This is a genomic window from Sphingobium scionense, assembly GCF_014197035.1.
Taxonomy (GTDB): Bacteria; Pseudomonadota; Alphaproteobacteria; order Sphingomonadales; family Sphingomonadaceae; genus Sphingobium; species Sphingobium scionense.
Map to the genome: position 1 here is coordinate 1 of NZ_JACIEU010000027.1, position 23146 is coordinate 23146.

Annotated in this window: 32 protein-coding genes and 1 pseudogene; 8 read left to right on the top strand and 25 right to left on the bottom strand. The window is 64.2% G+C overall.

From position 1 onward, the window contains the following. Positions 1–133: 133 nt before the first annotated feature. Complete coding sequence (locus tag GGQ90_RS23045) at positions 134–1225, bottom strand: branched-chain amino acid aminotransferase (protein WP_188084077.1); 1092 nt, start codon at positions 1223–1225, stop codon at positions 134–136. 154 nt (positions 1226–1379) lie between these two features. On the opposite strand from GGQ90_RS23045, the gene GGQ90_RS23050 reads away from it, so the two are divergent. Then, positions 1380–2405, top strand: coding sequence for a threonine aldolase family protein (locus tag GGQ90_RS23050; RefSeq protein WP_188084078.1), 1026 nt, complete (start codon positions 1380–1382; stop codon positions 2403–2405). After that, positions 2395–3315: a DMT family transporter gene (locus GGQ90_RS23055; RefSeq protein WP_246428395.1), complete on the top strand. Its 921-nt coding sequence runs from the start codon at positions 2395–2397 to the stop codon at positions 3313–3315. Before GGQ90_RS23050 ends, GGQ90_RS23055 begins: the two co-directional genes overlap by 11 nt. A gap of 7 nt (positions 3316–3322) precedes the next feature. Here GGQ90_RS23055 and GGQ90_RS23060 read toward each other — a convergent pair whose 3' ends face one another. The 12 genes and pseudogenes from GGQ90_RS23060 to GGQ90_RS23115 all read right to left on the bottom strand — a co-directional run bounded on the left by GGQ90_RS23060 (position 3323) and on the right by GGQ90_RS23115 (position 11825). After that, a complete protein-coding gene (locus GGQ90_RS23060) occupies positions 3323–3481 on the bottom strand; it encodes a hypothetical protein (protein WP_188084079.1) in 159 nt (52 codons plus the stop codon). Positions 3482–3558: 77 nt separating this feature from the next. Next, the gene (locus tag GGQ90_RS23065) at positions 3559–4374 is read right to left on the bottom strand and encodes a Rossmann-fold NAD(P)-binding domain-containing protein (RefSeq protein WP_188084080.1); all 816 of its coding nucleotides are present in this window, start codon (positions 4372–4374) and stop codon (positions 3559–3561) included. Between the two features lie 23 nt (positions 4375–4397). Next, positions 4398–4760: a HesB/IscA family protein gene (locus tag GGQ90_RS23070; RefSeq protein ID WP_188084081.1), complete on the bottom strand. Its 363-nt coding sequence runs from the start codon at positions 4758–4760 to the stop codon at positions 4398–4400. Further along, the gene (locus GGQ90_RS23075; RefSeq protein ID WP_188084082.1) at positions 4760–5221 is read right to left on the bottom strand and encodes an SUF system Fe-S cluster assembly protein; all 462 of its coding nucleotides are present in this window, start codon (positions 5219–5221) and stop codon (positions 4760–4762) included. The genes GGQ90_RS23070 and GGQ90_RS23075 overlap by 1 nt, the downstream gene beginning before the upstream one ends. Further along, a complete protein-coding gene (locus tag GGQ90_RS23080) occupies positions 5218–6438 on the bottom strand; it encodes an aminotransferase class V-fold PLP-dependent enzyme (RefSeq protein WP_188084083.1) in 1221 nt (406 codons plus the stop codon). The genes GGQ90_RS23075 and GGQ90_RS23080 overlap by 4 nt, the downstream gene beginning before the upstream one ends. Then, complete coding sequence (locus GGQ90_RS23085; RefSeq protein ID WP_188084084.1) at positions 6435–7187, bottom strand: SufD family Fe-S cluster assembly protein; 753 nt, start codon at positions 7185–7187, stop codon at positions 6435–6437. The genes GGQ90_RS23080 and GGQ90_RS23085 overlap by 4 nt, the downstream gene beginning before the upstream one ends. Continuing rightward, positions 7184–7930 carry a Fe-S cluster assembly ATPase SufC gene (sufC, locus tag GGQ90_RS23090; protein WP_188084085.1) on the bottom strand — a complete coding sequence of 249 codons (747 nt, stop codon included), beginning with the start codon at positions 7928–7930 and terminating at the stop codon, positions 7184–7186. The genes GGQ90_RS23085 and sufC overlap by 4 nt, the downstream gene beginning before the upstream one ends. 6 nt (positions 7931–7936) lie before the next feature. Further along, positions 7937–8392, bottom strand: coding sequence for a hypothetical protein (locus tag GGQ90_RS23095; protein ID WP_188084086.1), 456 nt, complete (start codon positions 8390–8392; stop codon positions 7937–7939). 35 nt (positions 8393–8427) lie between these two features. Continuing rightward, positions 8428–8706: a cytoplasmic protein gene (locus tag GGQ90_RS23100; RefSeq protein WP_223178411.1), complete on the bottom strand. Its 279-nt coding sequence runs from the start codon at positions 8704–8706 to the stop codon at positions 8428–8430. A 17-nt stretch (positions 8707–8723) separates the two neighbouring features. After that, positions 8724–10208 (bottom strand): Fe-S cluster assembly protein SufB, encoded by a 1485-nt coding sequence (sufB, locus tag GGQ90_RS23105; RefSeq protein WP_007708677.1) that lies wholly within the window; start codon positions 10206–10208, stop codon positions 8724–8726. After that, entirely contained in the window at positions 10205–10615 is a 411-nt protein-coding gene (locus tag GGQ90_RS23110; protein WP_004209390.1) for an RrF2 family transcriptional regulator, read from the bottom strand. The genes sufB and GGQ90_RS23110 overlap by 4 nt, the downstream gene beginning before the upstream one ends. A 269-nt stretch (positions 10616–10884) precedes the next feature. Next, positions 10885–11825, bottom strand: a pseudogene (locus tag GGQ90_RS23115) (helix-turn-helix domain-containing protein). A 345-nt stretch (positions 11826–12170) separates the two neighbouring features. Between GGQ90_RS23115 and GGQ90_RS23120 the strand changes: the two are divergent. Together GGQ90_RS23120 and ggt are read left to right on the top strand one after the other, a co-directional pair. Further along, a complete protein-coding gene (locus GGQ90_RS23120; protein WP_188084087.1) occupies positions 12171–13223 on the top strand; it encodes a quinone-dependent dihydroorotate dehydrogenase in 1053 nt (350 codons plus the stop codon). 70 nt (positions 13224–13293) lie between these two features. After that, on the top strand, positions 13294–15003 hold the full coding sequence (gene ggt / locus GGQ90_RS23125) for a gamma-glutamyltransferase (protein ID WP_188084088.1): 1710 nt from the start codon (positions 13294–13296) through the stop codon (positions 15001–15003). Positions 15004–15049: 46 nt separating this feature from the next. Here ggt and GGQ90_RS23130 read toward each other — a convergent pair whose 3' ends face one another. From GGQ90_RS23130 to GGQ90_RS23180, 11 genes are all read right to left on the bottom strand, one after another. Then, on the bottom strand, positions 15050–15547 hold the full coding sequence (locus GGQ90_RS23130) for a hypothetical protein (protein WP_188084089.1): 498 nt from the start codon (positions 15545–15547) through the stop codon (positions 15050–15052). 51 nt (positions 15548–15598) lie between these two features. After that, the gene (locus GGQ90_RS23135) at positions 15599–16012 is read right to left on the bottom strand and encodes a SufE family protein (RefSeq protein WP_188084090.1); all 414 of its coding nucleotides are present in this window, start codon (positions 16010–16012) and stop codon (positions 15599–15601) included. 124 nt (positions 16013–16136) lie between these two features. Next, positions 16137–16370 carry a hypothetical protein gene (locus tag GGQ90_RS23140; protein WP_188084129.1) on the bottom strand — a complete coding sequence of 78 codons (234 nt, stop codon included), beginning with the start codon at positions 16368–16370 and terminating at the stop codon, positions 16137–16139. A 30-nt stretch (positions 16371–16400) separates the two neighbouring features. Further along, positions 16401–16652 carry a hypothetical protein gene (locus GGQ90_RS23145; protein WP_188084091.1) on the bottom strand — a complete coding sequence of 84 codons (252 nt, stop codon included), beginning with the start codon at positions 16650–16652 and terminating at the stop codon, positions 16401–16403. A gap of 28 nt (positions 16653–16680) precedes the next feature. Continuing rightward, entirely contained in the window at positions 16681–16992 is a 312-nt protein-coding gene (locus GGQ90_RS23150; protein ID WP_037508090.1) for a hypothetical protein, read from the bottom strand. Positions 16993–17020: 28 nt separating this feature from the next. Further along, positions 17021–17311 (bottom strand): hypothetical protein, encoded by a 291-nt coding sequence (locus GGQ90_RS23155; protein ID WP_004209379.1) that lies wholly within the window; start codon positions 17309–17311, stop codon positions 17021–17023. A gap of 37 nt (positions 17312–17348) precedes the next feature. Continuing rightward, on the bottom strand, positions 17349–17585 hold the full coding sequence (locus GGQ90_RS23160; RefSeq protein ID WP_188084092.1) for a hypothetical protein: 237 nt from the start codon (positions 17583–17585) through the stop codon (positions 17349–17351). 26 nt (positions 17586–17611) lie between these two features. Further along, entirely contained in the window at positions 17612–17992 is a 381-nt protein-coding gene (gene pspC / locus GGQ90_RS23165) for an envelope stress response membrane protein PspC (protein ID WP_188084093.1), read from the bottom strand. Between the two features lies 1 nt (position 17993). Continuing rightward, entirely contained in the window at positions 17994–18263 is a 270-nt protein-coding gene (gene pspB, locus GGQ90_RS23170; RefSeq protein ID WP_188084094.1) for an envelope stress response membrane protein PspB, read from the bottom strand. A gap of 4 nt (positions 18264–18267) precedes the next feature. After that, a complete protein-coding gene (pspA, locus tag GGQ90_RS23175; RefSeq protein WP_188084095.1) occupies positions 18268–18936 on the bottom strand; it encodes a phage shock protein PspA in 669 nt (222 codons plus the stop codon). A gap of 85 nt (positions 18937–19021) precedes the next feature. After that, positions 19022–19195: a hypothetical protein gene (locus GGQ90_RS23180; protein WP_007708701.1), complete on the bottom strand. Its 174-nt coding sequence runs from the start codon at positions 19193–19195 to the stop codon at positions 19022–19024. 187 nt (positions 19196–19382) lie between these two features. On the opposite strand from GGQ90_RS23180, the gene pspF reads away from it, so the two are divergent. Further along, positions 19383–20414: a phage shock protein operon transcriptional activator gene (gene pspF / locus GGQ90_RS23185; RefSeq protein ID WP_188084096.1), complete on the top strand. Its 1032-nt coding sequence runs from the start codon at positions 19383–19385 to the stop codon at positions 20412–20414. A gap of 30 nt (positions 20415–20444) precedes the next feature. Here the strand turns inward: pspF and GGQ90_RS23190 are convergent, their stop codons facing one another. Beyond that, positions 20445–21323, bottom strand: coding sequence for a 3-hydroxyacyl-CoA dehydrogenase NAD-binding domain-containing protein (locus GGQ90_RS23190; RefSeq protein ID WP_188084097.1), 879 nt, complete (start codon positions 21321–21323; stop codon positions 20445–20447). 166 nt (positions 21324–21489) lie between these two features. On the opposite strand from GGQ90_RS23190, the gene GGQ90_RS23195 reads away from it, so the two are divergent. Genes GGQ90_RS23195 through tolR form a run of 3 tightly spaced genes read left to right on the top strand, consistent with a single transcriptional unit; the run spans position 21490 to position 23146 of the window. Beyond that, positions 21490–21960, top strand: a complete 471-nt coding sequence (locus tag GGQ90_RS23195; protein ID WP_188084098.1) for a YbgC/FadM family acyl-CoA thioesterase — start codon at positions 21490–21492, stop codon at positions 21958–21960. Then, positions 21957–22676 carry a protein TolQ gene (gene tolQ, locus GGQ90_RS23200; RefSeq protein ID WP_188084099.1) on the top strand — a complete coding sequence of 240 codons (720 nt, stop codon included), beginning with the start codon at positions 21957–21959 and terminating at the stop codon, positions 22674–22676. The genes GGQ90_RS23195 and tolQ overlap by 4 nt, the downstream gene beginning before the upstream one ends. Next, positions 22676–23146, top strand: a complete 471-nt coding sequence (gene tolR / locus GGQ90_RS23205; RefSeq protein WP_004209369.1) for a protein TolR — start codon at positions 22676–22678, stop codon at positions 23144–23146. The genes tolQ and tolR overlap by 1 nt, the downstream gene beginning before the upstream one ends.

A 23146-nucleotide genomic window follows, 5' to 3' on the forward strand; every position in this document is an offset into this window, starting at 1 on the left:
ATGATGGTTTCCAAAGTTGGTGTCGCAACCCCTCGGAATCATATCGAAACTCGGCCGTCCACCGTTACGTCAGCGTTCTGACACAGCCTCTCAGAGTCTTTTTGCGCCCACGGCGCATCGGCACCGGTCTAGATCAGAGCGTGCGGACCCAGCCGGCCGGATCGGCCACGCTGCCGCGCTGGATGCCGGTCAGTTCGGCGCGCAGGCTTTCCGTGACCAGTCCCCCATCGCCATTGCCGACGGTGAAATCGCCGTCGGTGCTCTTGACCGTCCCGATCGCCGTGACAACGGCCGCGGTGCCGCAGGCGAACGCCTCGCGCAGCTTGCCGCTGGCGGCGTCGGCGCGCCACTGGGCGAAGCTGTAGGGCTCCTCGCGCACCTCATGCCCCTTGGCGCGGGCAAGGCTGATGATCGAGTTGCGGGTGATGCCGGGCAGGATGGTGCCGGTCAGCGGCGGGGTGACGATCGCGCCGTCATCCATCACGAAGAAGACGTTCATGCCGCCCAGTTCCTCGACCCACTTATTCTCGGCAGCGTCGAGGAAGACGACCTGGTCACAGCCATGCGTGATCGCTTCCTTCTGCGCGACCAGCGACGCGGCATAATTGCCACCGCACTTGGCCGCACCGGTGCCGCCGCGCGCGGCGCGGGTATAATGTTCCGACACCCACAGGGTCACGGCCTTCTTGCCGCCCTTGAAATAGGCGCCGGCGGGCGAGGCGATGACGCAGAAAATATATTCGTTCGACGGGCGCACACCCAGGAAGGCTTCGCTGGCGAACAGGAAGGGGCGCAGATAGAGGCTGCCCTCGCCCGAAGGAATCCAGTCCGCGTCGATCTTCACCAGCTGCTCGACCGCTTCGAGGAACAAATCTTCCGGGATCGCCGGCATCGCCATGCGTTCGGCGGATTCGGCGAAGCGGCGGGCATTTTCCTCCGGCCGGAACATGGCGACGCTGCCGTCGGCCAGGCGATAGGCCTTCATCCCTTCGAAGATTTCCTGGGCATAATGGAGCACGGCGCAGGCGGGATCGAGCTGGAACGGCTCGCGCGGGCCGACGGCGTGGCTGTGCCAGCCCTGCCCCTCGCTATAGCGGATGGTGACCATATGGTCGGTGAAGAGCCGGCCGAAGCCCGGATCCTCCAGAAGTACCGCGCGCGCGTCCGCCGCCACAGCCTTGCTGCTGGGGGTAACGGTAAAGCGCGACTTCTGTTCGACGTCCATGGTGAGTCTCCTTATGCGTTGGACGGGGGCGCCTATGTCACATCCGGCCCCGCGAAACAATTGGTCATATATACTGTCCAATTTTGGAATAAAGAGCCAAGGCGCACTCGCTGGCCTCTTCCCGTCCCAGCGCGCGCCCTGTATCGCATGCGCCATGCACTTCTTTTCGGACAATGCCACCCCGATCTGCCCCCAGGTGATGGCCGCCATCGCCGGCGCGGACCATGCCGACCATGGCTATGACGGCGACGCGTGGAGCGCGCGGCTGGACGGCGCCTTTTCCGACCTGTTCGAAACGCCGGTGAAGGCGCAATGGATCGCCACCGGCACGGCGGCGAACAGCATCGCGCTCGCCTGTCTGTGCCCGCCCTATGGCGGGGTGATCTGCCATGAGGAAGCGCATATCGTTGTCGACGAATGCGGCGCGCCGGGCTTCTACACCCATGGCGCCAGCCTGATGGCGCTGCCCGGCGTCGGCGCCAAGCTGTTGCCCGATATCGTTAAGGCAAGGCTCAAGGCCATCCGCCCCGACGTGCATCAGGTGCCGGCACGGGCGATCAGCATCACCAATGCGACCGAATATGGCATGGTCTATACGCCGGACGAGGTGGCGGCGCTGGGCGAGATCGCCAAGGTCCATGGGCTGGGCTTCCACATGGACGGCGCGCGTTTTGCCAATGCGGTGGCGCATCTGGGCTGTGCGCCGGCCGACGTCACCTGGCGCGCGGGGATCAACATCCTCTCCTTTGGCTGCGTCAAGAATGGCGGCATGGTGGGCGAGGCGCTTTTGTTCTTCGGTCCCGAACGCGAGGCGCGGGCGGCGGAAGCGGCGCGCTGGCGCAAGCGGGCGGGGCATCTGTTTTCCAAGGGCCGCTACCTTGCTGCGCAGATATTGGCGATGGTCGAGGACGGACTGTGGCTGGACAATGCCCGCGCCGCCAATGGCGCGGCGCAGGCGCTGGCCGATGCGGCCGCCGGACGGCTGATGCATCCGGTGGAGGCCAATGAGCTGTTCGTCTGGCTGACCCCGGCGGAAGCGGCGACGCTGCGCGCGCAGGGCTTCGATTTCTATGACTGGGGCGAGGGCGCGGCGCGGCTGGTGACCAACTGGTCGCAGGATGCGCAGAGCGTTGCGCCGCTGGCCGCCGCGATCCGGGCATTGGGGCATCATGACGCCTGACGACAGGGCGCAGGGCGGGATGGAGCGGGGCGGCATCGCCCTGCCCTTCATCCTCGTCACGCTGATCTGGAGTTCGACCTGGATCGTCATCCGCGACCAGCTGGGCAGCGTGCCCGCAAGCTGGTCGGTCTGCTATCGCTTCCTGCTGGCGGGGATAGCGATGGCTGCGTTCGCGCGAATGCGTGGCGTATCGCTCAATATCGGGCGGGACGGTCTGGTCTTCGCCACGCTGCTGGGCACGGCGCAGTTCGTGCTCAATTTCAACTTCGTCTATCGCGCCGAAGTCTATCTGACGTCGGGCGTGGTGGCGGTGGTCTATGCGATGCTGCTGATCCCCAACAGCATCCTCGCCTGGATCTTCCATCGCCAGCCGGTCAGCCGCGCCTTCATCGGCGGGTCGGTGATCGCGACCGCCGGCATCGCCATGATGCTGGTGCATGAATATCGCTTTGCCGGGATCGACCCGGACAAGGTGGTGCTGGGCGCGGCCTTTGCCTGTGCCGGGCTGATGAGCGCATCGACCGCCAATGTGATGCAGGGCATGGAGATCGCCCGGCGGCTGCCGATGATCGCGGTGCTGGCCTGGGCGATGCTGATCGGCGCCGGGATCGACGCCGCCTTTGCCTGGATCACCACCGGGCCGCCGGTGATTGAGCCGCGGATCGGCTATCTGCTGGGCATAGGCTGGCTGGCGCTGGCGGGATCGGTCGTCACCTTCCCGCTCTATTTCGGGCTGATCCAGCGCATGGGCGCGGGCCGGGCCGCCTATACCAGCGTGCTGATCCCGGTGATCGCGATGCTGATCTCGACACTGGCCGAGGGCTATCGCTGGAGCGGGCTGGCGGTGCCGGGCGCGCTGCTGGCGATCGCCGGGATGGTGATCGCGCTGCGGGCCAAGACCAGGAGCTGAACGCGGTTTAGAGCCTGACGCCGCCGGGCTGGTAGCGCAGCTTGGCCATGTTGAGGCGGGCGATCAGGCTGCTGAGCGATTCCGGTGCGGGGGCCGCGCGATCGGGCACGGACATGGCGTTGATGCGGTCACCGAGCGAGGAAACAGTCTTGTCGATGCTGGTCATGACACGCCCTTGTTGATGCGGTAATCCCGCTTTCGGCGCACGCTGGTTAACGGGGCGTAAACCATGCGACGAACCGATCAGCAAGGCTGATTTTCTTCCACAAGACAGGCCCTTAGACCTTCGATATGGGTTGGGTAAAGAGGTTTCCAGCCGAGCAGCCGACGCGCCCGGCCATTGGCGACGCGGCGATTTTCGGCATAGAAGGCCAGCGCCTGGGGCGAGAGGTCCGCCTGCTCCAGCGACAGCAGCGGCGGCAGCGGCCGGCCCAGCAGCTCGCAGGCGGTGGCAATCACATCATTCTGGGCGCAGGGATAGTCGTCGGCAAGATTATAGGCGCCGGGCGGGCCGTCAAAGGCGGCGATGATGCCGCCGACGATATCGTCGACATGGACGCGGCTGAACACCTGTCCGGGCAGGGCGATGCGGTGCGCCTTGCCAGCCCTGACACGATCGAGCGCGGAGCGGCCGGGTCCATAGATGCCGGGCAGGCGGAAGCGGCGGACATCGGGCCGCAAGGCGCCCCAGCCGAGATCGGCGCGGGCGCGGGCGGTGCGGCGCCCCTGCCCGACGGGGCTGGCCTCATCGACCCAGGCACCGGCAGCATCGCCATAGACGCCGGTCGAGGAGAGATAGCCGAGCCAGAGCGCCGGCGCGACGGCGATCGCGGCACCATAGCGGGTGAGGACGGGGTCGTCCTCGCCTTCGGGCGGGACGGAGGAGAGGATATGGGTGGCGCCGGCGATGGCAGCGCGGACGGCTGGTTCATCGCCGAAGGCGATATGGTTCGCGTCGGCGCTGCGGCGGACGCCGGTGACCTGCCAGCCCTCAGCCCGCAGCCGGGCAGCGAGGCGGAAGGCGCTATAGCCCATGCCGAGGATCAGCATGTGCAGCATCGAGCCCCTCCCCTAAACCGGCATCAGACCGTGAAGCTCTCGCCGCAGCCGCAGCTGCCCTTGGCATTGGGATTGGCGAAGACGAAGCCGGCGGTGAAATCATCCTCGACCCAGTTCATGGTCGAGCCGATGAGATAGAGGACCGAGGCACCGTCGATATAGAGGACGCCGCCGGGGGTCTCGATCTTCTCGTCGAACTTGGCTTCTTCGGTCACATAGTCGACCGAATAGGCAAGGCCCGAGCAGCCGCGCTTGGGGGTCGAGAGCTTGACTCCGATCGCGCCATCGGGTGCCTGTGCCATCAGTTCGGCGATGCGGCCTTGCGCGCTGGGCGTCAGCATGACGGCGGCGGGACGGGCGCGAGTCTTGGTGGTCGTCTCGGTCATCAGAGCATTCCCAATTCGAGCTTGGCTTCGTCCGACATCTTGCCCGGATCCCATGGCGGATCCCAGACCAGGTTCACTTCGACATCGCCGACGCCGGGCACCGCGCCGACGCGCAGTTCGACTTCGCCGGGCATGGATTCGGCGACCGGGCAATGCGGCGTGGTCAGCGTCATGGTGACGACGGCATGGCCGTCGCTGGTGACGTCGACGCCGTAAATGAGGCCGAGATCATAGATGTTGACCGGGATTTCGGGGTCGAAGATTTCCTTCAGCGCATCGATGATGCCGTCATAGAGATCGCCGCCCGGCTCACCGGCCGCGACTTCGCTGGGCTTCTGCGCCAGGAAACCGTCGAGATAGTCGCGCTGGCGCGGAGCGGCCTCCGCCTCTTCCACGCGCGCCTTGGGCGGGGTTTCCACCGCGTCCACTTCTTCCACCATGATCTTGCGTTCCTCGGTCATCCGAAGATCTTCCTTACCCGTTCAATGCCCTTGACCAGCGCATCCACGTCGCTGTCGTCGCTATAGATGCCGAAACTGGCCCGTGCGGTCGCCTCGACGCCCAGATGCCGCATCAGCGGCTGGGCGCAATGATGGCCGGCGCGGATCGCGACACCCGTTTCGTCCAATATGGTGCCGACATCGTGCGGATGCACCCCCTCCACCTCGAAAGAGAGGATTCCGGCCGAATCTTCCGGACCAAAGACGCGCACGCTGTTGATCTGGCTGATCGCGCTGCGGGCCTTGGCCACCATGGCACATTCATGGGCGTGGATGGCGTCGAGGCCGATGCCCTGGACATAGTCGATCGCGGCCGACAGGCCGACGACGCCGACGATATGCGGCGTGCCTGCCTCGAACCGGGTCGGCGCGGGGGCATAGGTCGTCTTTTCGAACGTCACCTTGTCGATCATCGACCCGCCACCCTGATAGGGGGGCATGGCGTCGAGCAATTCCTTGCGCCCCCACAGCACGCCGATGCCGGTCGGGCCGTAAAGCTTGTGCGCGGAGAAGACGTAGAAGTCGCAATCGAGCGCCTGCACATCGACGGCGAGGCGGGGGACCGCCTGGCAACCGTCGATCAGGATCTTGGCACCGACCATATGGGCGATGTCGGCGGCACGGCGGCAATCGAGCACGCTGCCGAGCACGTTCGACACATGGGCGAGCGCGACCATGCGGTGCTGCGGCGTGATCATCGCGCGCATCGCGTCGAGATCGATCCGGCCATCCTGCGTCAGCGGCACGACGTCGATCTGGGCGCCGACCTTTTCGGCGACGATCTGCCAGGGGACGATATTGCTGTGATGTTCGAGGGTCGACAGCAGGATGCGGTCGCCCGCCTTGAGTTGCGTGCCGGCCCAGCACTGCGCGACCAGATTGATGCCCTCGGTCGCGCCGCGGACATAGACGATCTCGCTGTCCGACGCAGCGCCGATGAAGCCGGCGACCTTGCGCCGGGCGGCCTCATAGGCGAGCGTCATATTGGCCGAGCGTTCATAGACGCCGCGATGCACGGTGGCATAGTCGGGGCCATAGGCGCGGGCGATCGCGTCGATCACGGCGGTCGGCTTCTGCGCGGTGGCGGCGCTGTCGAGATAATGCCAGTCGCCCCCCTTCCCATCTAAAAGGCCGGGGAAATCGTCCCGCAGGCGCAGGCCTTGGGCGAGATCGGTCATACCAGCGTCCCCAGCTTGGCCAGCGCCGCCGCCTCGAACCGTTCGCGCAGATCGTCCTGCGCGACATCGTCGAACACGCCGGCGACGAAGGCTTTCAGCAGCAGCGTCTTGGCGGTCGCCGGGTCCATGCCGCGCGACGCCATGTAGAAGAGCGCCTGCTTGTCCAGTTCGCCGACGGTCGCGCCATGGGCGCATTTCACGTCGTCGGCATAGATTTCCAGTTCCGGCTTGGCATTGGCCGTAGCGGTGCGATCGAGCAGCATCGCCTTGATCGACTGGAAAGCGTCGGTGCGCTGGGCATCGCGGGCGACATTGATGCTGCCGAGGTAATTGCCGGTGGCATGGCTGCCCAGAATCGAGCGGACGGTCTGGCCGCTGGTCGCGTCGGGCTGGGCATGGGTGACGCTGGTGATGATCTCCAGCGTCTGCTCGCCACCGCCGATGATCGCGCCGTTCAGTTCAAAATGGCTGCCCTTGCCCAGCGTGACAGCGAAGGTGACACGTCCAAGCTTGCCGCCCATGTTGAGCAGATGGAAATCGAACCGGGCATTATCAGCGATATCAATGACATAGTCATACACCGCGGTCGTGCCATCGGCCGCGTCCTGCAGCAGATGGTCATGCGCGCTTTCGCCCTCTGCCACCGTGATCCGGGTCGCGGCCGGCACCGGCCAGGCAGCGGCAAGTGCGTCAAGATCGCTGTAACGCCAGGCTTCATCCTTGCGCGTGGGGAGAGCGAGGAGGGTCACGCCGCGATTACCTCTGAATAGCCTTCGCTTTCCAGTTGCAGCGCCAGTTCGGGGCCGCCCGACTTGACGATCCGGCCGGCGGCCAGGACGTGGACGAAGTCCGGCTTCACATAGTCGAGCAGGCGCTGATAATGGGTGATCAGCAGCACCGCCTTGTCAGGCTTGCGCATGATCGCGTTGATGCCCGCGCCGACGGTCTTGAGCGCGTCGATGTCGAGGCCGGAGTCGGTCTCGTCGAGGATCGCCAGCTTGGGATCGAGGATGCCCATCTGAACCATTTCGGCGCGCTTCTTTTCGCCGCCGGAAAAGCCGACATTCACCGGACGCTTGAGCATCTCCATGTCGAGGCCGAGCAGGCCGGCCTTTTCCTTGGCCAGCTTGATGAACTCACCGCCGTTCAGTTCCTTCTCACCGCGCGCGCGGCGCTGCGAATTGAGGCTTTCGCGCAGGAATTGCAGGTTGGAGACGCCGGGGATCTCGACCGGATATTGGAAGCCCAGGAACAGCCCGGCTGCGGCGCGCTCATGCGGGTCCATCCCGAACAGGTCGGCGCCCTCGAAGGTCGCGGTGCCGCCGGTCACATCATAATTGGGGCGGCCGCCCAGCGTGTAGGCGAGCGTCGACTTGCCGGCGCCGTTCGGACCCATGATCGCATGGATTTCGCCCGCGTTGATCTGGAGCGACAGGCCCTTGAGGATCGCCTTGCCGTCGATTTCGTTGGTGAGGTTATCGATCGTCAGCATGTGTCTTTAGTCCTTGTGCGCGCGCTGGAGCGTCCGCGCGGTCCAGAAGGCCATGTCGCGCACGTCGCCCGGCGCGGGGAAAAGCGTATCGATATGGCGCTTGATCGGCATATAGGGCCACCAGTCGGCGTCCGGCTCGGGCGCACCCTTTTCCAGCAGCGCGACGACGAATTCGCTGACCGGTCCCATGCGGGCGAGGTTGGGCGCCTTGGCCTTGTGGAAGGCCTTGTCGCTCCGCAGCTTCTCGGTCATGGCGACATCGCCCTTTTCCAGCGCATCGCGGCATTCGGCCTGATAGGCGTCGAGGTCGCCGAAATCCTTTGCGGCGCGCGTCTGAAGCTCGCCCTCTTCCAGCTCATAATCCTCGGTCAGGATGCGGATCGCGGCGGTCCATGCCTGGCCATTGCTCACATCCTCCGCGAAATCGGCGAGGGCATCCTGGATATCGTCTTCGTCGCTCAATTTTCCGTCCTTCAAAATCTCAAATTCATCGATCGTCAAAACCAGATGCTATGCATCCGCCTGAGAAATGCTTCATCCGAAACGGGGAAACCGGAGGCATCGCCGATCACAGAATCGATACCGCATTCCGGACACATGGCTGTTCCGCCATCGTCCACCCAATCGTCTATCCGGGCAGCAGGGAAACTCGTGCAGCAGTAGAAGCAGCTAGCGATATTGCTGGCTTCCATTTCCTGCCGATGATTAGCGCAATGTATATGCGCCTCCACCTCGGCACCGCCCTGTCGCTTCAGTTCAGAAAGCCGGGCAGCCACTGCATCCGATGCCCTTGTCACCCCACGCTGCCTTCCAGGCTGATGCCGAGCAGCTTCTGCGCTTCCACCGCGAATTCCATCGGCAGTTGCTGCAGCACTTCCTTGGCGAAGCCGTTGACGATCAGGCTGACCGCGCTTTCCTGGTCCAGGCCGCGCTGCATCGCGTAGAAAAGCTGGTCGTCGCTGATCTTGCTCGTCGTCGCCTCATGCTCGATCTGGGCGCTGGGATTGCGCACTTCGATATAGGGCACGGTATGGGCGCCACACTGGTCGCCCAGCAGCAGGCTGTCGCACTGGGTGAAGTTGCGCACGCCCTCCGCGCCCGGCGCGACGCGCACAAGCCCGCGATAGGTGTTGTTCGAACGCCCGGCGCTGATCCCCTTCGACACGATAGTCGAGCGGCTGCCCTTCCCATTGTGGATCATCTTGGTGCCGGTATCGGCCTGTTGCAGATTGTTGGTGAGTGCGACGGAGTAGAATTCGCCGACGCTATTTTCGCCATTCAGCACGCAGGACGGATATTTCCAGGTGATGGCGCTGCCGGTTTCGACCTGGGTCCACGACACCTTGCTGTTGCGGCCCTGACACAGCGCGCGCTTGGTCACGAAATTGTAGATGCCGCCCTTGCCATTCTCGTCACCGGGATACCAGTTCTGGACGGTGCTATACTTGATCTCCGCATCGTCGAGCGCGACCAGTTCCACCACGGCGGCGTGGAGCTGATTTTCATCGCGCATCGGCGCGGTGCAGCCTTCGAGATAGGAGACATAGCTGCCCTCGTCCGCGACGATCAAAGTCCGCTCGAACTGCCCGGTATTTTCCGCATTGATGCGGAAATAGGTGCTCAATTCCATCGGGCAGCGCACGCCCTTGGGAATGTAGACGAAGGTGCCGTCGGAAAAGACCGCGCAGTTGAGCGTGGCGAAATAATTGTCGTGCATCGGCACGACCTTGCCCAGCCACTTCTTCACCAGATCGGGAAATTCGCGCACCGCTTCGCTGATCGAGCGGAAGATGACGCCCGCTTCCTCCAACTCCTTGCGGAAGGTGGTGGCGACCGAAACGCTGTCGAACACGGCATCGACCGCGATCTTGCGGCTGCCCTTCACGCCGGCGAGCATTTCCTGCTCGGCGATGGGAATGCCCAGCTTCTGATAGGTGGCGAGAATTTCGGGATCGACCTGATCCAGCGAATCCAGCTCCACCTTCTTCTTGGGCTCGGCGTAATAATAGGCGTCCTGGTAATCGATCGGCGGGACGTTGAGCTTGGCCCAGTCCGGCGCTTCCATCTTCTGCCACATGGCGAAGGCCTTCAGGCGCCAGTCGAGCAGCCATTGCGGCTCGTTCTTCTTGGCCGAGATGAAGCGGACCGTATCCTCGTTCAGGCCCTTGGGCGCGAAATCCTGCTCGATGGCCGACGACCAGCCATGTTCATAGGTGGAGGCACGCTCGGCGGCCTCGAGCGCTTCCTGATTACGGACGGTGCTCACTTCTTCGGTCATGCCATTTCTCGTGTCAGGCTGGCGATGGTCACGTTCGCGAGCGCTTCGCGGATCGCGTTGTTCGCCAGATTCATGTGCGGACGGATGCGGCAATCCTGTTCCAGATTGCAGTCATGCGCCCCCTGTTCGCTGCATGCGGTCATGGCGATGGGGCCTTCGACCGCCTCCACCACGTCCGCCAGGGTGATCGTCGCGGGCGGGCGCGACAGGCGCACGCCGCCACCGGTGCCCCGGCTCGATTCGAGCAGACCCGCCGCCGACAGCCGGCTCACCAGCTTCTGCGCGGTGGGCAGGGGGATGCCGGTTTCGGCGCTGAGCGTGGTCGCGTTCATCTTAGCCGCACCGCAGTGACGGGCGGCAGCAGACATCAGCACGACGGCATAATCGGCAAAGCTCGATAATTTCATGCGTGTTGCGAACCATTCTCAAATCGGATCGAATCAATCCGATTGGGCATGTGGTCCCACTCGGCCCCGGAATCAAGGCATTTTTCCTACCTTGAGGGTCTGTTTGGAAAATGCGCGAAAGAGCGCATTTTCAGAGCCGCACCGGCCCACACCCCCACCCGGCCACCCAGACATGGTATCCTGATGGGCGGCCGGGTGGGGTTCAAACGAGTCACGGGCCTCGTTTGAAGGCTGGTGCGGATGCGCCAAAGGCGCATTCCAAATAGCGATCAGCTCAGCCGGTTGAGCACCGCGACATCGCCGCCCAGCGTGCGGCGGAGCAGGGTGAGCTGGACCACGGCGGTCGGCTCGGTCTGGAGCTGGTGCGGGGTCATGCCGATGAAATGCTTGATCTCGCGGATGAAATGCGACTGGTCGTAGAAACTGCCATCGTCGCACAGCGCCTGCCAGCTTTCATGATCGAGCGCGATCCGCGCGCTGCAGCGCAGGGCGCGATATTTGCGGGCGAGCAGCTTGGGCGGGGCGCCATAGAGCTTGTTGGTGATGCGGGCGAGCTGGCGCGGGGACAGTTCGGTCATCTCGCTCAGCACGTCGATCCGGGGCGATCCCTCGCCGATCAGCCAGCTGTCGATCGCCCGCAGGATCGCCCAGGTCGCTTCGGGAAGCGGCTTGATGCGTTCGGCGAGGAAGGACCAGGTGAGCGCGGCCATGGCGTCGCCATCGTCCATGCGCTGCAACTGGGCGAGCAGGTCGAGAAAGCTGTCGTCCCGTTCCGCCGCCAGATCGCACAGCCCGTCCGCCAGCGTGTCGGCATCGCCGCCATGCAGCGCCAGCCAGCCGGCAGCAGCGACACACCCACCAGCCGGGTCGGCGCATCCAGTTCGAAACGGGTCGCCCCCAGAGTGGGACCGATCAGGCCGACAGCGGGCGGTTGCTGCACCGACCCGTCCTGGAAATGATAACGCCCCTCGCCCTTCAGCATCAGCCGCAATTGCGCGACATCGGCACGGGTGACGTCGGCATAATGGTCCGCAGCTACAGAAAATATGTAAAGCGAGCCGAAATAGGGCCGGATTTTTTCCGGTGGGGTGAAATAGCGCAGCCGGACCGGCCCTTGTTCGGCATCGACCGAATAGGACAATGGCCCGCGATTATCCGGCACCACCCCCCGCGCCGCACTTAGCGGCAGATCCCAATATTGCGGCCCCATATGTACACCCCAGTGACGCCATTATGAGCGCGGGTTGCAACCGTGCAAGAGCCATGACGCCAGGGTACGTATTTTTCGCCACAGCGTTGAGGCAAAAAAATGACCCGGCAGCTTTCACTGCCGGGTCAGGAAAAGGTCTCATCAGCCAAAATGGCCTAGAGCCTTCGGGTCGCAACACGGCTTTAAGCCCGAATCGGTGGAAGATTATTGGACAGATCGGACATCGGATTGATCAAATCGAACCGATTCATGACGAATTATGTCATGAAATGACGTTCAGCAACGAATGTGGCCGCCACGCAACAGTGACTCGACGCACAACCGACGCGCTGGCATAGCGCGGCCATGTCCTATCGCCTGATCCGCCCGCTCTTTTTCGCGCTCGATGCCGAGCGCGCCCATAATTTGTCGATCGCGCTGCTGCGGACGATGCCGACCCCCGCGCCGCTGAAGGCCGACCCGATGTTGATGCAGACGGTGGCAGGCATCACCTTCCCCAACCCGGTGGGCCTCGCGGCCGGCTATGACAAGGACGGCCGGGTCGCGCACAAGATGCACGGCCTGGGCTTCGGCTTTGCCGAACTGGGCACCCTGACCCCGCTGGCGCAGCCGGGCAATCCCCAGCCGCGCCTGTTTCGGCTGGTCGAGGACAGGGCGGTGATCAACCGCTTCGGCTTCAACAATGGTGGCCAGGGCGCCGCCGCCGACCGCATCGCCCGCTATCGCCGGCCGGTGGGTGATGGACCGGTGATCGGCATCAATATCGGCGCCAACAAGGAGGCGACGGCAGCCGGCCGCGCCAATGCCGATTATGCCACCGGCGTCACCTGCATGGCACCGCTGGCCGATTATCTGACGGTCAATATCTCCTCCCCCAACACGCCGGGGCTGCGCGCACTGCAGGGCCGGGCGGCGCTGGACGATCTGCTCGGCGCGGTGATGGCGGCGCGGCCCGAAGGCGGCCCGCCGATCTTCTTGAAGGTGGCACCCGACCTGGAACCGGCCGATATCGAGGATATTGCTGCCGCCTGCATCGACCATCGGATCGACGCATTGATCGTGTCCAACACCACCATCACCCGCCCGACGCTGCAATCGCCCCATGCAGGCGAGACCGGCGGCCTGTCGGGCGTGCCGCTGACCGACCTGTCGCTGGGCAAACTGCGCGACTTCCGCCGGTTGCTGGGCGACCGGTTGCCGCTGATCGGCGTGGGCGGCATCGCCAATGCGGATCAGGCCTATGCTCGCATTCGCGCCGGTGCATCACTGGTGCAGGTCTACAGCGCGCTGGTCTATGAAGGACCCTATCTCGCCAAACGAATCAATGCGGGGCTTAAGGCACTGATGGCGCGCGACGGCGTGCGGCATATTGGCGAAGTGGTGGGAATCGACGCCTGATCCGTCCTTCCCGGGCATGATCGAGACAAGACGGGTTGCGAAACGAAATGCGAGCTTTAGGGTGCCGGCCATGACGTCCCGCCTGACCGGCCTGCTGGCCCCCTTCGCCCTGATCGCTCCCATTGCCCTGGTGCCCGCGACCGCGCTGGCGCGCGATCCGGTGGCCTTGAATGCCACCGTGTCCGCCGCCGATCCGCGTGCGGCGGCGGCGGGGCAGGAAATATTGCGCAAGGGCGGCAGCGCCACCGATGCGGCGATCGCGATGATGCTGGCGCTGAACGTGGTCGAACCGCATAATAGCGGCATCGGCGGCGGCGGCTTCCTGATGCATCATGACGGCGCCAGCGGTGTGTTGGAATCGATCGACGGGCGCGAGACCGCGCCGGCCGCTGCCCGGCCTGACCGCTTCATGGGCGCCGACGGCAAGCCCCTGCCCTTCGTTCAGGCCTGGCCGGGCGGTTATTCGGTCGGCGTGCCGGGCAATCTGCGCATGGCGTGGGAAGCCCACAAGAAATGGGGCAAGCTGCCCTGGGCCGACCTGTTCCAGCCGGCGATCCGGCTGGCGGGCGACGGCTTCCAGCTGGGCGAGCGCACCGCCACGGCGCTGAAGGCGCTCCAAAATATCTGGGCCGATTTCCCGGAAATCCGCAGCTATTACTGGATCGACGGGCAATTGCCGGCGGTCGGCGCGACGCTGAAGAACCCGCCGCTCGCTGCCCTGTTCAAGCGGATCGCGGCAGAAGGGCCGGACGCCTTCTATCTGGGCGAGAATGCGCAGGCGATCGCCAAGGCCGTCACCACCGCGCCGCGGAACCCGGTGCCGATGACGACGAACGACCTGGCCAATTACCAGGTCAAGGACCGCAAGCCGGTATGCGGCCATTATCGCGTCTATACCGTGTGCGGCATGGGACCGGCATCGGCCGGCGGCGTCACGGTGCTGCAGATATTAGGCATGGTCGAACGCTTCCCGCTGGCGCAGTGGGGCAAGGATGATCCGCGCTCCTGGCACGTCATCGGCGAAGCGATGCAGTTGGCCTATGCCGATCGCGACACCTGGCTGGGCGACCCCGAATTCGTCCATGTGCCGATCGCCGGACTGATCGACCCCGCTTACCTCAGGCAGCGGTCGGGCGAGATCCGGCTGAACAAAGCGCTGGGTGCCTACAAGCCGGGCCTGCCCGCCGGGGCGCAGCCGCGCACCAGCGCCCTGCCCCAGCCGGAAAGCGGCACCAGCCATTTCGTCGCGGTGGACCGCAATGGCGACATCGCTGCCTGGACATCGACGATCGAAAGTTTCTTCGGTAGCCAGCTGGTCGCCAATGGCGTGGTGCTGAACAATGAGCTGACCGATTTCAGCTTCACGCCCGAGAAGGATGGTGCGCCGGTCGCCAACCGGGTGGAGCCGGGCAAGCGGCCGCTGTCCTCCATGTCGCCGACGATCGTCTATGACGAAAAGGGCATGCCGATCTTCACCGTCGGCGCGGCCGGCGGCAAGACCATCATCATGCAGGTCGCCAAGGCGCTGATCGCCCATTTCGACTGGGGCCTGTCGGCGCAGGATTCGATCGCACTGGGGCTGGAATTCTTCAATGGCGACGGGCTGGTGCTGGAACAGGGGACGTCGCTGGAAGCGATGAAGGCGCCGCTGGAGAAGCTGGGCCACCGCGTCACCATCTCGCGCCTGGGCCTCAAGGCCAATGCCGCCGAGCGCACCGCCGACGGCCACTGGATCGGCGCGGCCGACCCGCGCAGCCCCGGCGTGTCGCTACAGGAATAAGCCAAGCGATCATGGCGCGCGCATCGCTGCGCGCGCCTGTCGCGCGTCAGGCGCCCTTTTTGAGGTCGAGCCCGGCGACGTTGAATTCGAACGGGAAGCGCTGATCCTTGGGGCCGACGGCGAGGTTTACCTTCACGCTCTTCGCCTTGGCGATCGCCTCATAGGCATTTTGCGAGGGCATGATCTCGATCCCGTCCTTCGCTTCGGTCATGCGCCCCTTCCAGCGATGGGCCTTACCGTCATCGGTGGTGGCATCGACCGCGCAATCGGACAGGTCGCACTGGAAGGGCGCGCCGACCAGCTTCACCGTCACGGTCTTTTCGCCATTGGACATGGGCTGGACCATCAGCACCGAGAAAGTGTCGGCGGCGGTCATGGTCTGCACGCTGTTGGCACTGCCGATATAGGCGACCTTCTGGCTGGCGCCGGCGGTTTCATATTTCCAGACCTGGCCGATCTGGTCGCGCTGGGTCGGTTCCTTCTTGTCCCCACCCGAACAGGCGGCCAGCAGGCCGAGGATGGCGAGGGGCATGATATGGCGCATTGTCGCATTCTCCTTGTCAGGCAAGAACGCTGGGATGCGCGGGAGTTTCCGTCAGGCGTAGCGAGCAGCGGTCTCGCGGATCAGGGCGATCATGTTGGGGATGCCTCCTGTGCGCTTCGATGTGAGATGATTTTCCAGATGAAAGCGCGTCAAAGCACCATCAATATCAACCGACAGAATATCCGCAGGTTGCTCATCTTGCACGGCCGCAAGAACGAGCGCGATTATGCCTTTTGTGATAGCAGACGTGCTATCGGCCAAAAAATGCAAAGAGCCATCTGAATTACGGATTGGGTAAGTCCAAACTTGGGACTGACAGCCTCGAACCAAGGTCGAATCCGTTTTCAAGGCGGCAGGCATCGCTTCAAGCTTGCGACCAAGATCTATGATTAGAATATGTCGGTCATCCCGATCGAGGAATTCAAACTCATCATAGATGTCATCGAGGGAACGCTTGTCTGCCATCCGCGCCATATAGGCGAATTTACTCCGTCCGAAAGCCCCGTTCGCCCTAAACTCAAATGACACTACATTACTGGTCAAGAAAGTGAGGGCTTCGACAAGCTCAGCCCGAACGGGGAAAAGCGGATCAGAGATCGACGCCGGCGGCGATGGCTTCGAGCTTGCGGATGCGTTCCTTGAGATCGGCAACCTCGATCCGGGCGGCGGCCGAGGGCGGTGCGGCTTCCTCGGCCCGGCGCCCCAGTTCGGCACGCTTGAGGTCGAGCCAGCCATTCCAGCCGCGCAGCGACGCGAAGGCGACGATGGTGAGACCGGCGAGGCCGGCGGTGGCCATGGTCAGATAGAAGAGGGGATCCTGCATCATGTCCTCCCTGTGTTTCCCTTACCGCGATCAGTCGCGGTCCTTGAGCTTCTCGAATTCGCGCTCCAGCGCGGTCGAACTGTCGGTGGCGAGCCGTTCCAGCACGGCGACCCGTTCCTTGAGCGCCTTCACTTCGGCGCGGAGGCGTTCGGCCTCCGGATCGGGACCGCGCTGGATGAAATCCTCACCCTTGTGGCGGCGCACGACGCCATATTTGGCGCGGACGACGCTGGCGATGGCGGTGATCGCAACGATGGCGACGACCATTTCGAACGGGTTCATATCTGTCCTCCCTTGGGCGCGCGAGCGATCAGTTCGCCGGGCCGCGCAGTCGCTCGATTTCGCGATTGAGCTGATGGCTTTCATCGGTGACGATCCGCTCGACCACGGCGAGCCGGTCCTTCATCGAGCCGATTTCGGCGCGCAGCTGGGCATTTTCCTGGCTGATCAGCTTGATGCGCTCGACCAGTTCCTCATTTTTCTGCGGATAGACCGCCTTGCCCCAGCTATTTTCCAGCGGGTAACCGTGCCGAATGCGGAGCCAGGTGGTAAAAACCCAACCCGCGACACCCAGTGATCCGACGATGACCGCGGCAGGCGCAAGAACTTCAACTGGAACCATGATCTTTACTCCCCTTGCCTGGTCAGCGTCAGCGCAGCGCGTCGATATCGCGCGCGGTCCGGGCGGCGGGATCGGTGGCGATCCGTTCGAGGACTGCGATGCGTTCTTCGAGGCGGCTGATGCGGCCAGTCAGCTTTTCGTTTTCACTTGAAAGAAGGTCGATTTTTCGACCGGCGTCGGGATCTGTTCGATGAACGGTGCCGGTCCATTCATTTTCAACCGGATAGCCGTGCCGGGCACGGACCCAGGTGGTGAACATCCAGCCCAGCGTCGACATGGCGATGATGGCCAGAACGAAGGTCGGTCCTGCGAAATTCATGACCTTGAACTCCCTATTGCCTTTGGCCGGGCTGGGTTCAGCGGAGCCGCTCGATCTGGTCCGCGAGGCGGACCGGGCGGTCGGTGACGATCTGTTCCAGCACCTTGATCCGTTCTCGCAGTTCATGGGTGACGATCTGCTGGTCCTGGTCGACGACATTGGCCGTCAACTCGGCCGTCGCCCTGGCGACCTTGCGCCGGGCATAAGCCTGGATCAGGAGCGTCGCGGTGATCCCGCTCAATGCCCCCATGATGAAATATGGTGTCGGATCCATGTTCTCTTCCCCCGGATTTCCGCTTCCTAGCGCAGGCTGTCGATCTCGTCGGCCAAGCGCGTGTTGCGGCTGGTATAATAGACCTCGATGTCGGCGAGGCGACGGTCGATGTCGCGGAACTTGGAGCGGACGTCGCGGGTGGAGCGCGCCGGGTTGGTGCGCACACCCTGCCAGAATTTCTCGTCATCCCGATCCGAATAGAGGCCCTGGGGCTTGGCATCGGCGAAATAGGCGGCGGCGACATAGGCGATCAGCGTCCAGGGGAAGGCGCCCATCAGGGTGACCAGCACCGCGCCGACCCGAACCCAGACCACGTCGATCCCGGTATAGTCGGCGATGCCGGAGCACACGCCCATCCACTTGCCATTCTGCTTATCGAGATAGAATTTGGTGCGGCGGGCGCTCATGTCAGTTCCTCCGGTCGAAGCTGTAATCGTCGTCACCCTGTACCGGGCGTTGCGGGCGGAAATCCGGGTTGTCGGCAGCGACGATCCGTTCGACCGTCTGCAACCTGTCTTCCAGACGGCGGGCGAGCAGGTGGAGTTCATCCAGCAGCCGCTCGTCCTCGTCCGTGATCTTGGGGGCCTGCTTCCACTTGGTGACATAGTGGAAGATCAGCCAGGGCATGCCGATGAACAGCATGCCGCACACGACCACGGGCAGAAACACGTCTTCCATCGGATCAGGCTCCCTTGTTCATCGACGCCTTGAGCGCGGCGAGATCGGCATCGACCTTGTCGGCCGACTTGAGTTCCGCAATCTCTTCCTCCAGCGTCTTGGGCTGCTGACCCAGGCCCATGGCATCGGCGCGGCCTTCGGCCATGTCGACACGGCGTTCGAGCATGTCGAAGCGGGCAAAGGCTTCATTGACCTTCTCGCCGGCATAGGCTTCGCGGACACGCAGGCGGTTCTCGGCGCTCTGCATCCGGGTGACCAAGCTGTTCTGGCGAGCGCGCGCTTCGCGCAGCTTGGCCTGCAGCTTGGCGATATCCTCTTCGGCAGCCTTCAGCGCATCATCGAGGGTCTCGATCTCGTGGGACAGATGCTCTGCCATGTCGGTCGCCTTCTGGCGTTCGACCAGAGCGGCCTTGGCCAGATCCTCGCGGTCCTTGCTAAGGGCGAGCTGAGCCTTTTCGGTCCAGCTGTCCTGCAGCGCGCCCAGCTTGGCGATATGGCGACGCATTTCCTTCTGGTCGGCGATCGTGCGGGCAGCGGACGCGCGCACCTCGACCAGCGTCTCCTCCATTTCGAGGATGATCATGCGGATCATCTTCGCCGGGTCTTCGGCCTTGTCGAGCAAGTCGGTGACATTGGCGGCGATGATGTCTCGGGTGCGGGAGAAAATACCCATTTTAACGGTGCTCCTGGTCTTCTCATTCAAGGGGGCCGGGGCGGACGAGAGGGGGCATTTCCGCCCCGGCCTGGGTCGTGCGGCCTTACGCCAGATAGCGCAGGGTCGCGGGGGTATCCTGGGTCGCGAGAACCGGGGCTTCGCTGGCGCGGGCCGGGCCGACCGCCGAAAGGATCATGGTCGATCCGAACAGGACGGCGGCAATGGCGACCGACATCAGTTGACCGATTTCGCGAACGCTGTTGCTGTTCTTTTCCATCTTCAACACTCCTTAAACCTGGCCTTCTAAAAGTGCCGCCTGTCTGTGCAGCGGCTTCATTCCCGACATTGCAGAGGCCGTGCCAATTTTTGAAAAGCACGGAAAACCGCCATTTTTTGAGGATCCGGCACGACTGCACGAAGATTTCACTTGCTGACAGTTGGGAAATTTCGCCATATTTTGGCGCATGGAGAAAAATACCCAGTTTGTCGGCCAGTCGCTGGCCTTTCTCGACGCCGTCGAACTGGCCGGGCGGGCAGCCGAACTCAATCGCCCGGTCCTGGTGATCGGCGAACGCGGCACCGGCAAGGAACTGATCGCCGAGCGCCTGCATCATCTGTCGCCGCGCTGGGGCGAGCCGCTGATCGTGATGAACTGCGCCGCCTTGCCCGAGACGCTGATCGAGGCGGAACTGTTCGGCCATGAACAGGGCGCCTTCACCGGCGCGACCAAGGCGCGGCCGGGCCGGTTCGAGGAGGCCGATGGCGGCACCTTGTTCCTGGACGAACTGGGCACATTGTCGATGGCAGCGCAGGAGCGACTGTTGCGGGTCGTCGAATATGGCGAGGTCACGCGGATCGGCGCATCCAAACCGGTCAGGGTGGACGTGCGCATCGTGGCCGCGACCAACGAGGATCTGCCCGCTGCGGCGGACGCCGGGCGCTTCCGCCCCGATCTGCTCGACCGGCTGAGCTTCGAGGTCATCACCCTGCCGCCGTTGCGCGCGCGGGAGGGCGACATCAGCGTGCTGGCCGACCATTTCGGGCGACGTATGGCAGCGGAACTGAACTGGCCACAATGGCCGGGCTTCTCCGCCGCCTGCGCGGCCGAACTGGAAGGCTATGGCTGGCCGGGCAATGTGCGCGAACTGCGCAATGTAGTGGAACGGGCGGTCTATCGCTGGCCCGAGCCGGGGCGGCCGATCTCGTCCATCGTGTTCGACCCCTTCGCCTCGCCCTGGAAACCGCGCCCGCTGATGCCGGGGACTGCGGCACCGTCAGCAGAAAGTGCGGCACCGGCACCTGTGACCGCATCGGTGATGAACGGCCATGGCGATGTCACCGATCTCAAATCGGCGGTCGACGCGCATGAGGCGGCGATCGTGCGGGCGGCGCTGGAGCGGTTCCGCTATAATCAGCGGGCGACCGCCAAGGGGCTGGGCCTGACCTATGACCAGTTGCGCCATTGCATGAAGAAACATGGGTTGAGCGCAGGATAGGGCGACGCACGGCCGCCCTATCACACCGGATCAGCGGGTCGGGACGGGTTCCGGCCCCGAATAATCATAGAAGCCCCTGCCGGTCTTGCGGCCATACCAGCCGGCCTCGACATATTTGACCAGCAGCGGCGCCGGGCGATATTTGGGATCCCCGGTGGTGGTAAGGAAGACGTTGAGGATTTCGAGCGCGGTATCGAGGCCGACGAAATCGAGCAGCGTCAGCGGCCCCATCGGATGGTTGAGGCCCAGCTTGCAGCCCTGATCGATGTCGGTGACGCTGCCGACACCCTCACCCAGCACGAACACCGCCTCGTTCAACATCGGCAGCAGGATGCGGTTCACCACGAAGCCGGGCGCATCGAAAGCATGGACGGTGGTCTTGCCGATCTTCGCGGCAAAACCCTCGACCGCGGCGACCGTCTCGGGCGACGTGGCGAGACCGCGAATGACCTCGACGAGCACCATCACGGGCACCGGATTGAAGAAATGGACGCCGACGAAGCGACCGGCATCGGGCGCGGCCTGGGCCAGGCGGGTGATCGGGATAGACGAGGTGTTGGTAGCGAGGATGGCGCCGGGCGCCAGGATCTGGCCGACGTTGGTGAAGATGGCGCGCTTCACCTCTTCCCGCTCGGTCGCCGCCTCGATCACCAGTTGAGCACCAGCGAGCGGCGCGATCTCGCCTACCGGGGCGATGCGGGCGAGCGCGGCGTCGGCGTCGGCCTGGCTGATCTTTTCCTTCTCGACCGCGCGGGCCAATAGCTTGGCGATGCCGGCCTTGCCCTTTTCGGCGCGGGGCAGGTCGATGTCGGACAGGATCACGGCATAGCCGGCCTGGGCGGCGACCTGGGCAATGCCCGCCCCCATCTGGCCGGCGCCGATCACGCCCACGGTCTTTATGTCGGTCATGCCATATTCTCCTAACCAGTTGCCGTTTGCGTAACCCCTACCGGCAAGTAGGGTGACACGCCAAGCCCCTCCGCAGGCGGCAAACAGGCCAGAGCAGAGGATGGATGGTTCGCCGCCGCGATTTTCCGCCTTTGCGTGACGCCTACGCCATGCTTAATAGCCGCCCATGCCCCTTGCCGATCCCTTGCCAGCGCCCGCGTCCGGACGGTTCATCGCCGCCGTGCATCATTTCCCGCTGCGCATCTATTTCGAGGATACGGACCTGTCGGGGCTGGTCTATCACGCCAATTATCTGCGTTATATGGAACGCGCCCGGTCCGACATGCTGCGCGTCGCCGGAATCGACCAGCGCGCCAATCATGAAGGCGGCGAGGGCGTCTATGCCGTGACCGACCTGAAACTGGCCTATCGCCGCCCCGCCCGGCTGGACGACGACCTGATGGTCGTGAGCCAGGTGATGGAGGTGCGCGCGGCCAGTTGTGCCATTCAGCAAAGAGTCATGCGCGGCGAGGACATATTGACCGACGGCGTCATCACCGTCGCCTATCTGACACCCCGGGGACGACCGCAGCGCCAGCCGCGCCCCTGGATCGAGATTTTCAGCCGTTTGATGCGAGGGGAAGACATCCACCCATGAACCTGTCCATGCCTGACGTCGGTGCCGCCGTGGGCGCCGCGACCGACGCCGCCACCATTTCGCCGCTCGCCCTGTTCCTGCAGGCCGACATCGTCGTGAAGGGGGTGATGCTGGGCCTGTTGCTGGCCAGCATCTGGACCTGGGCGATCATCCTGGGGTTCAGCTTCACCCTGCGCAAGGCGAGCAAGCAGAGCCGCGCGTTCGAGGAAGATTTCTGGAAGGCGGACGATATCGACCGTTTCTATGAAGCGCGCGGCAAGGCCGAATTTCCGGCCGCCAAGGTAATGGCCGCCGGTGTCACCGAATGGCGCCGGTCGACCGCGCAGAAGGTGATCGACCGCGACGGCACACGCGACCGGCTAGCCACCAGCATGTCGAGCACGATCGCGGCGGAGGTTGACCGCCTGTCGGACCGGCTGAACATCCTGGCGACGGTCGGATCGGTCGCGCCGTTCGTCGGCCTGTTCGGCACGGTCTGGGGCATCATGCGCGCCTTCACCTCGATCGCCGCCGCGCAGAACAGCTCGCTCGCCGTCGTGGCGCCGGGCATTGCCGAGGCATTGTTTGCGACCGCGATCGGCCTGTTCGCCGCCATCCCGGCGGTGATCGCCTACAACCGGTTCAGCCATGGCATCAACCGGATGGAATCGCGCCTCAACCGCTTTGCCGACGGTTTCTACGCGACGCTGAGCCGCGAACTTGAGGCCCAACGCTGATGGCGATGTCCGGTCCTCCGTCCGGTCGGCGCGGGCGCAATCGCGCACCGATGGCGGACATCAACGTGACGCCGCTGGTCGACGTCATGCTGGTGCTGCTGATCATCTTCATGGTGACGGCGCCGCTGCTGGTGACCGGCGTGCCGGTCAACCTGCCCGAAACCCGCGCCAAGGGGCTGGACCAGGATGCCAAGCCGACGGTGGTGTCGATCGACCGCGACGGTGCCATCTATGTCGACGAGGATGTGGTCAGCGACGCCGACCTGCCCGACCGGCTGGCCGAGATCGTGTCGGCCAATGCCGGCAAGCCTGACGCGCCGCAGATTTTCCTGCGGGCGGACACGGCGCTGGATTATGGCCGGGTGATGCGGGTGATGGGCGAGCTCAACCGGGCCGGCCTCAACAAGGTGGCGCTGGTCAGCACCGGCGGGCAGGACGGCGCCGACGATGTCAGCGCAGGTTCAGAATAG

Bases quoted from the DNA above. Each gene is read 5' to 3' on its own strand.
- GGQ90_RS23045 (WP_188084077.1), bottom strand. From the start codon at position 1,225: ATGGACGTCGAACAGAAGTCGCGCTTTACCGTTACCCCCAGCAGCAAG.
- GGQ90_RS23050 (WP_188084078.1), top strand. From the start codon at position 1,380: ATGCACTTCTTTTCGGACAATGCCACCCCGATCTGCCCCCAGGTGATG.
- GGQ90_RS23055 (WP_246428395.1), top strand. From the start codon at position 2,395: ATGACGCCTGACGACAGGGCGCAGGGCGGGATGGAGCGGGGCGGCATC.
- GGQ90_RS23060 (WP_188084079.1), bottom strand. From the start codon at position 3,481: ATGACCAGCATCGACAAGACTGTTTCCTCGCTCGGTGACCGCATCAAC.
- GGQ90_RS23065 (WP_188084080.1), bottom strand. From the start codon at position 4,374: ATGCTGCACATGCTGATCCTCGGCATGGGCTATAGCGCCTTCCGCCTC.
- GGQ90_RS23070 (WP_188084081.1), bottom strand. From the start codon at position 4,760: ATGACCGAGACGACCACCAAGACTCGCGCCCGTCCCGCCGCCGTCATG.
- GGQ90_RS23075 (WP_188084082.1), bottom strand. From the start codon at position 5,221: ATGACCGAGGAACGCAAGATCATGGTGGAAGAAGTGGACGCGGTGGAA.
- GGQ90_RS23080 (WP_188084083.1), bottom strand. From the start codon at position 6,438: ATGACCGATCTCGCCCAAGGCCTGCGCCTGCGGGACGATTTCCCCGGC.
- sufC (WP_188084085.1), bottom strand. From the start codon at position 7,930: ATGCTGACGATCGATAACCTCACCAACGAAATCGACGGCAAGGCGATC.
- sufB (WP_007708677.1), bottom strand. From the start codon at position 10,208: ATGACCGAAGAAGTGAGCACCGTCCGTAATCAGGAAGCGCTCGAGGCC.
- GGQ90_RS23110 (WP_004209390.1), bottom strand. From the start codon at position 10,615: ATGAAATTATCGAGCTTTGCCGATTATGCCGTCGTGCTGATGTCTGCT.
- GGQ90_RS23120 (WP_188084087.1), top strand. From the start codon at position 12,171: ATGTCCTATCGCCTGATCCGCCCGCTCTTTTTCGCGCTCGATGCCGAG.
- ggt (WP_188084088.1), top strand. From the start codon at position 13,294: ATGACGTCCCGCCTGACCGGCCTGCTGGCCCCCTTCGCCCTGATCGCT.
- GGQ90_RS23130 (WP_188084089.1), bottom strand. From the start codon at position 15,547: ATGCGCCATATCATGCCCCTCGCCATCCTCGGCCTGCTGGCCGCCTGT.
- GGQ90_RS23135 (WP_188084090.1), bottom strand. From the start codon at position 16,012: ATGGCAGACAAGCGTTCCCTCGATGACATCTATGATGAGTTTGAATTC.
- GGQ90_RS23140 (WP_188084129.1), bottom strand. From the start codon at position 16,370: ATGCAGGATCCCCTCTTCTATCTGACCATGGCCACCGCCGGCCTCGCC.
- GGQ90_RS23145 (WP_188084091.1), bottom strand. From the start codon at position 16,652: ATGAACCCGTTCGAAATGGTCGTCGCCATCGTTGCGATCACCGCCATC.
- GGQ90_RS23150 (WP_037508090.1), bottom strand. From the start codon at position 16,992: ATGGTTCCAGTTGAAGTTCTTGCGCCTGCCGCGGTCATCGTCGGATCA.
- GGQ90_RS23155 (WP_004209379.1), bottom strand. From the start codon at position 17,311: ATGAATTTCGCAGGACCGACCTTCGTTCTGGCCATCATCGCCATGTCG.
- GGQ90_RS23160 (WP_188084092.1), bottom strand. From the start codon at position 17,585: ATGGATCCGACACCATATTTCATCATGGGGGCATTGAGCGGGATCACC.
- pspC (WP_188084093.1), bottom strand. From the start codon at position 17,992: ATGAGCGCCCGCCGCACCAAATTCTATCTCGATAAGCAGAATGGCAAG.
- pspB (WP_188084094.1), bottom strand. From the start codon at position 18,263: ATGGAAGACGTGTTTCTGCCCGTGGTCGTGTGCGGCATGCTGTTCATC.
- pspA (WP_188084095.1), bottom strand. From the start codon at position 18,936: ATGGGTATTTTCTCCCGCACCCGAGACATCATCGCCGCCAATGTCACC.
- GGQ90_RS23180 (WP_007708701.1), bottom strand. From the start codon at position 19,195: ATGGAAAAGAACAGCAACAGCGTTCGCGAAATCGGTCAACTGATGTCG.
- pspF (WP_188084096.1), top strand. From the start codon at position 19,383: ATGGAGAAAAATACCCAGTTTGTCGGCCAGTCGCTGGCCTTTCTCGAC.
- GGQ90_RS23190 (WP_188084097.1), bottom strand. From the start codon at position 21,323: ATGACCGACATAAAGACCGTGGGCGTGATCGGCGCCGGCCAGATGGGG.
- GGQ90_RS23195 (WP_188084098.1), top strand. From the start codon at position 21,490: ATGCCCCTTGCCGATCCCTTGCCAGCGCCCGCGTCCGGACGGTTCATC.
- tolQ (WP_188084099.1), top strand. From the start codon at position 21,957: ATGAACCTGTCCATGCCTGACGTCGGTGCCGCCGTGGGCGCCGCGACC.
- tolR (WP_004209369.1), top strand. From the start codon at position 22,676: ATGGCGATGTCCGGTCCTCCGTCCGGTCGGCGCGGGCGCAATCGCGCA.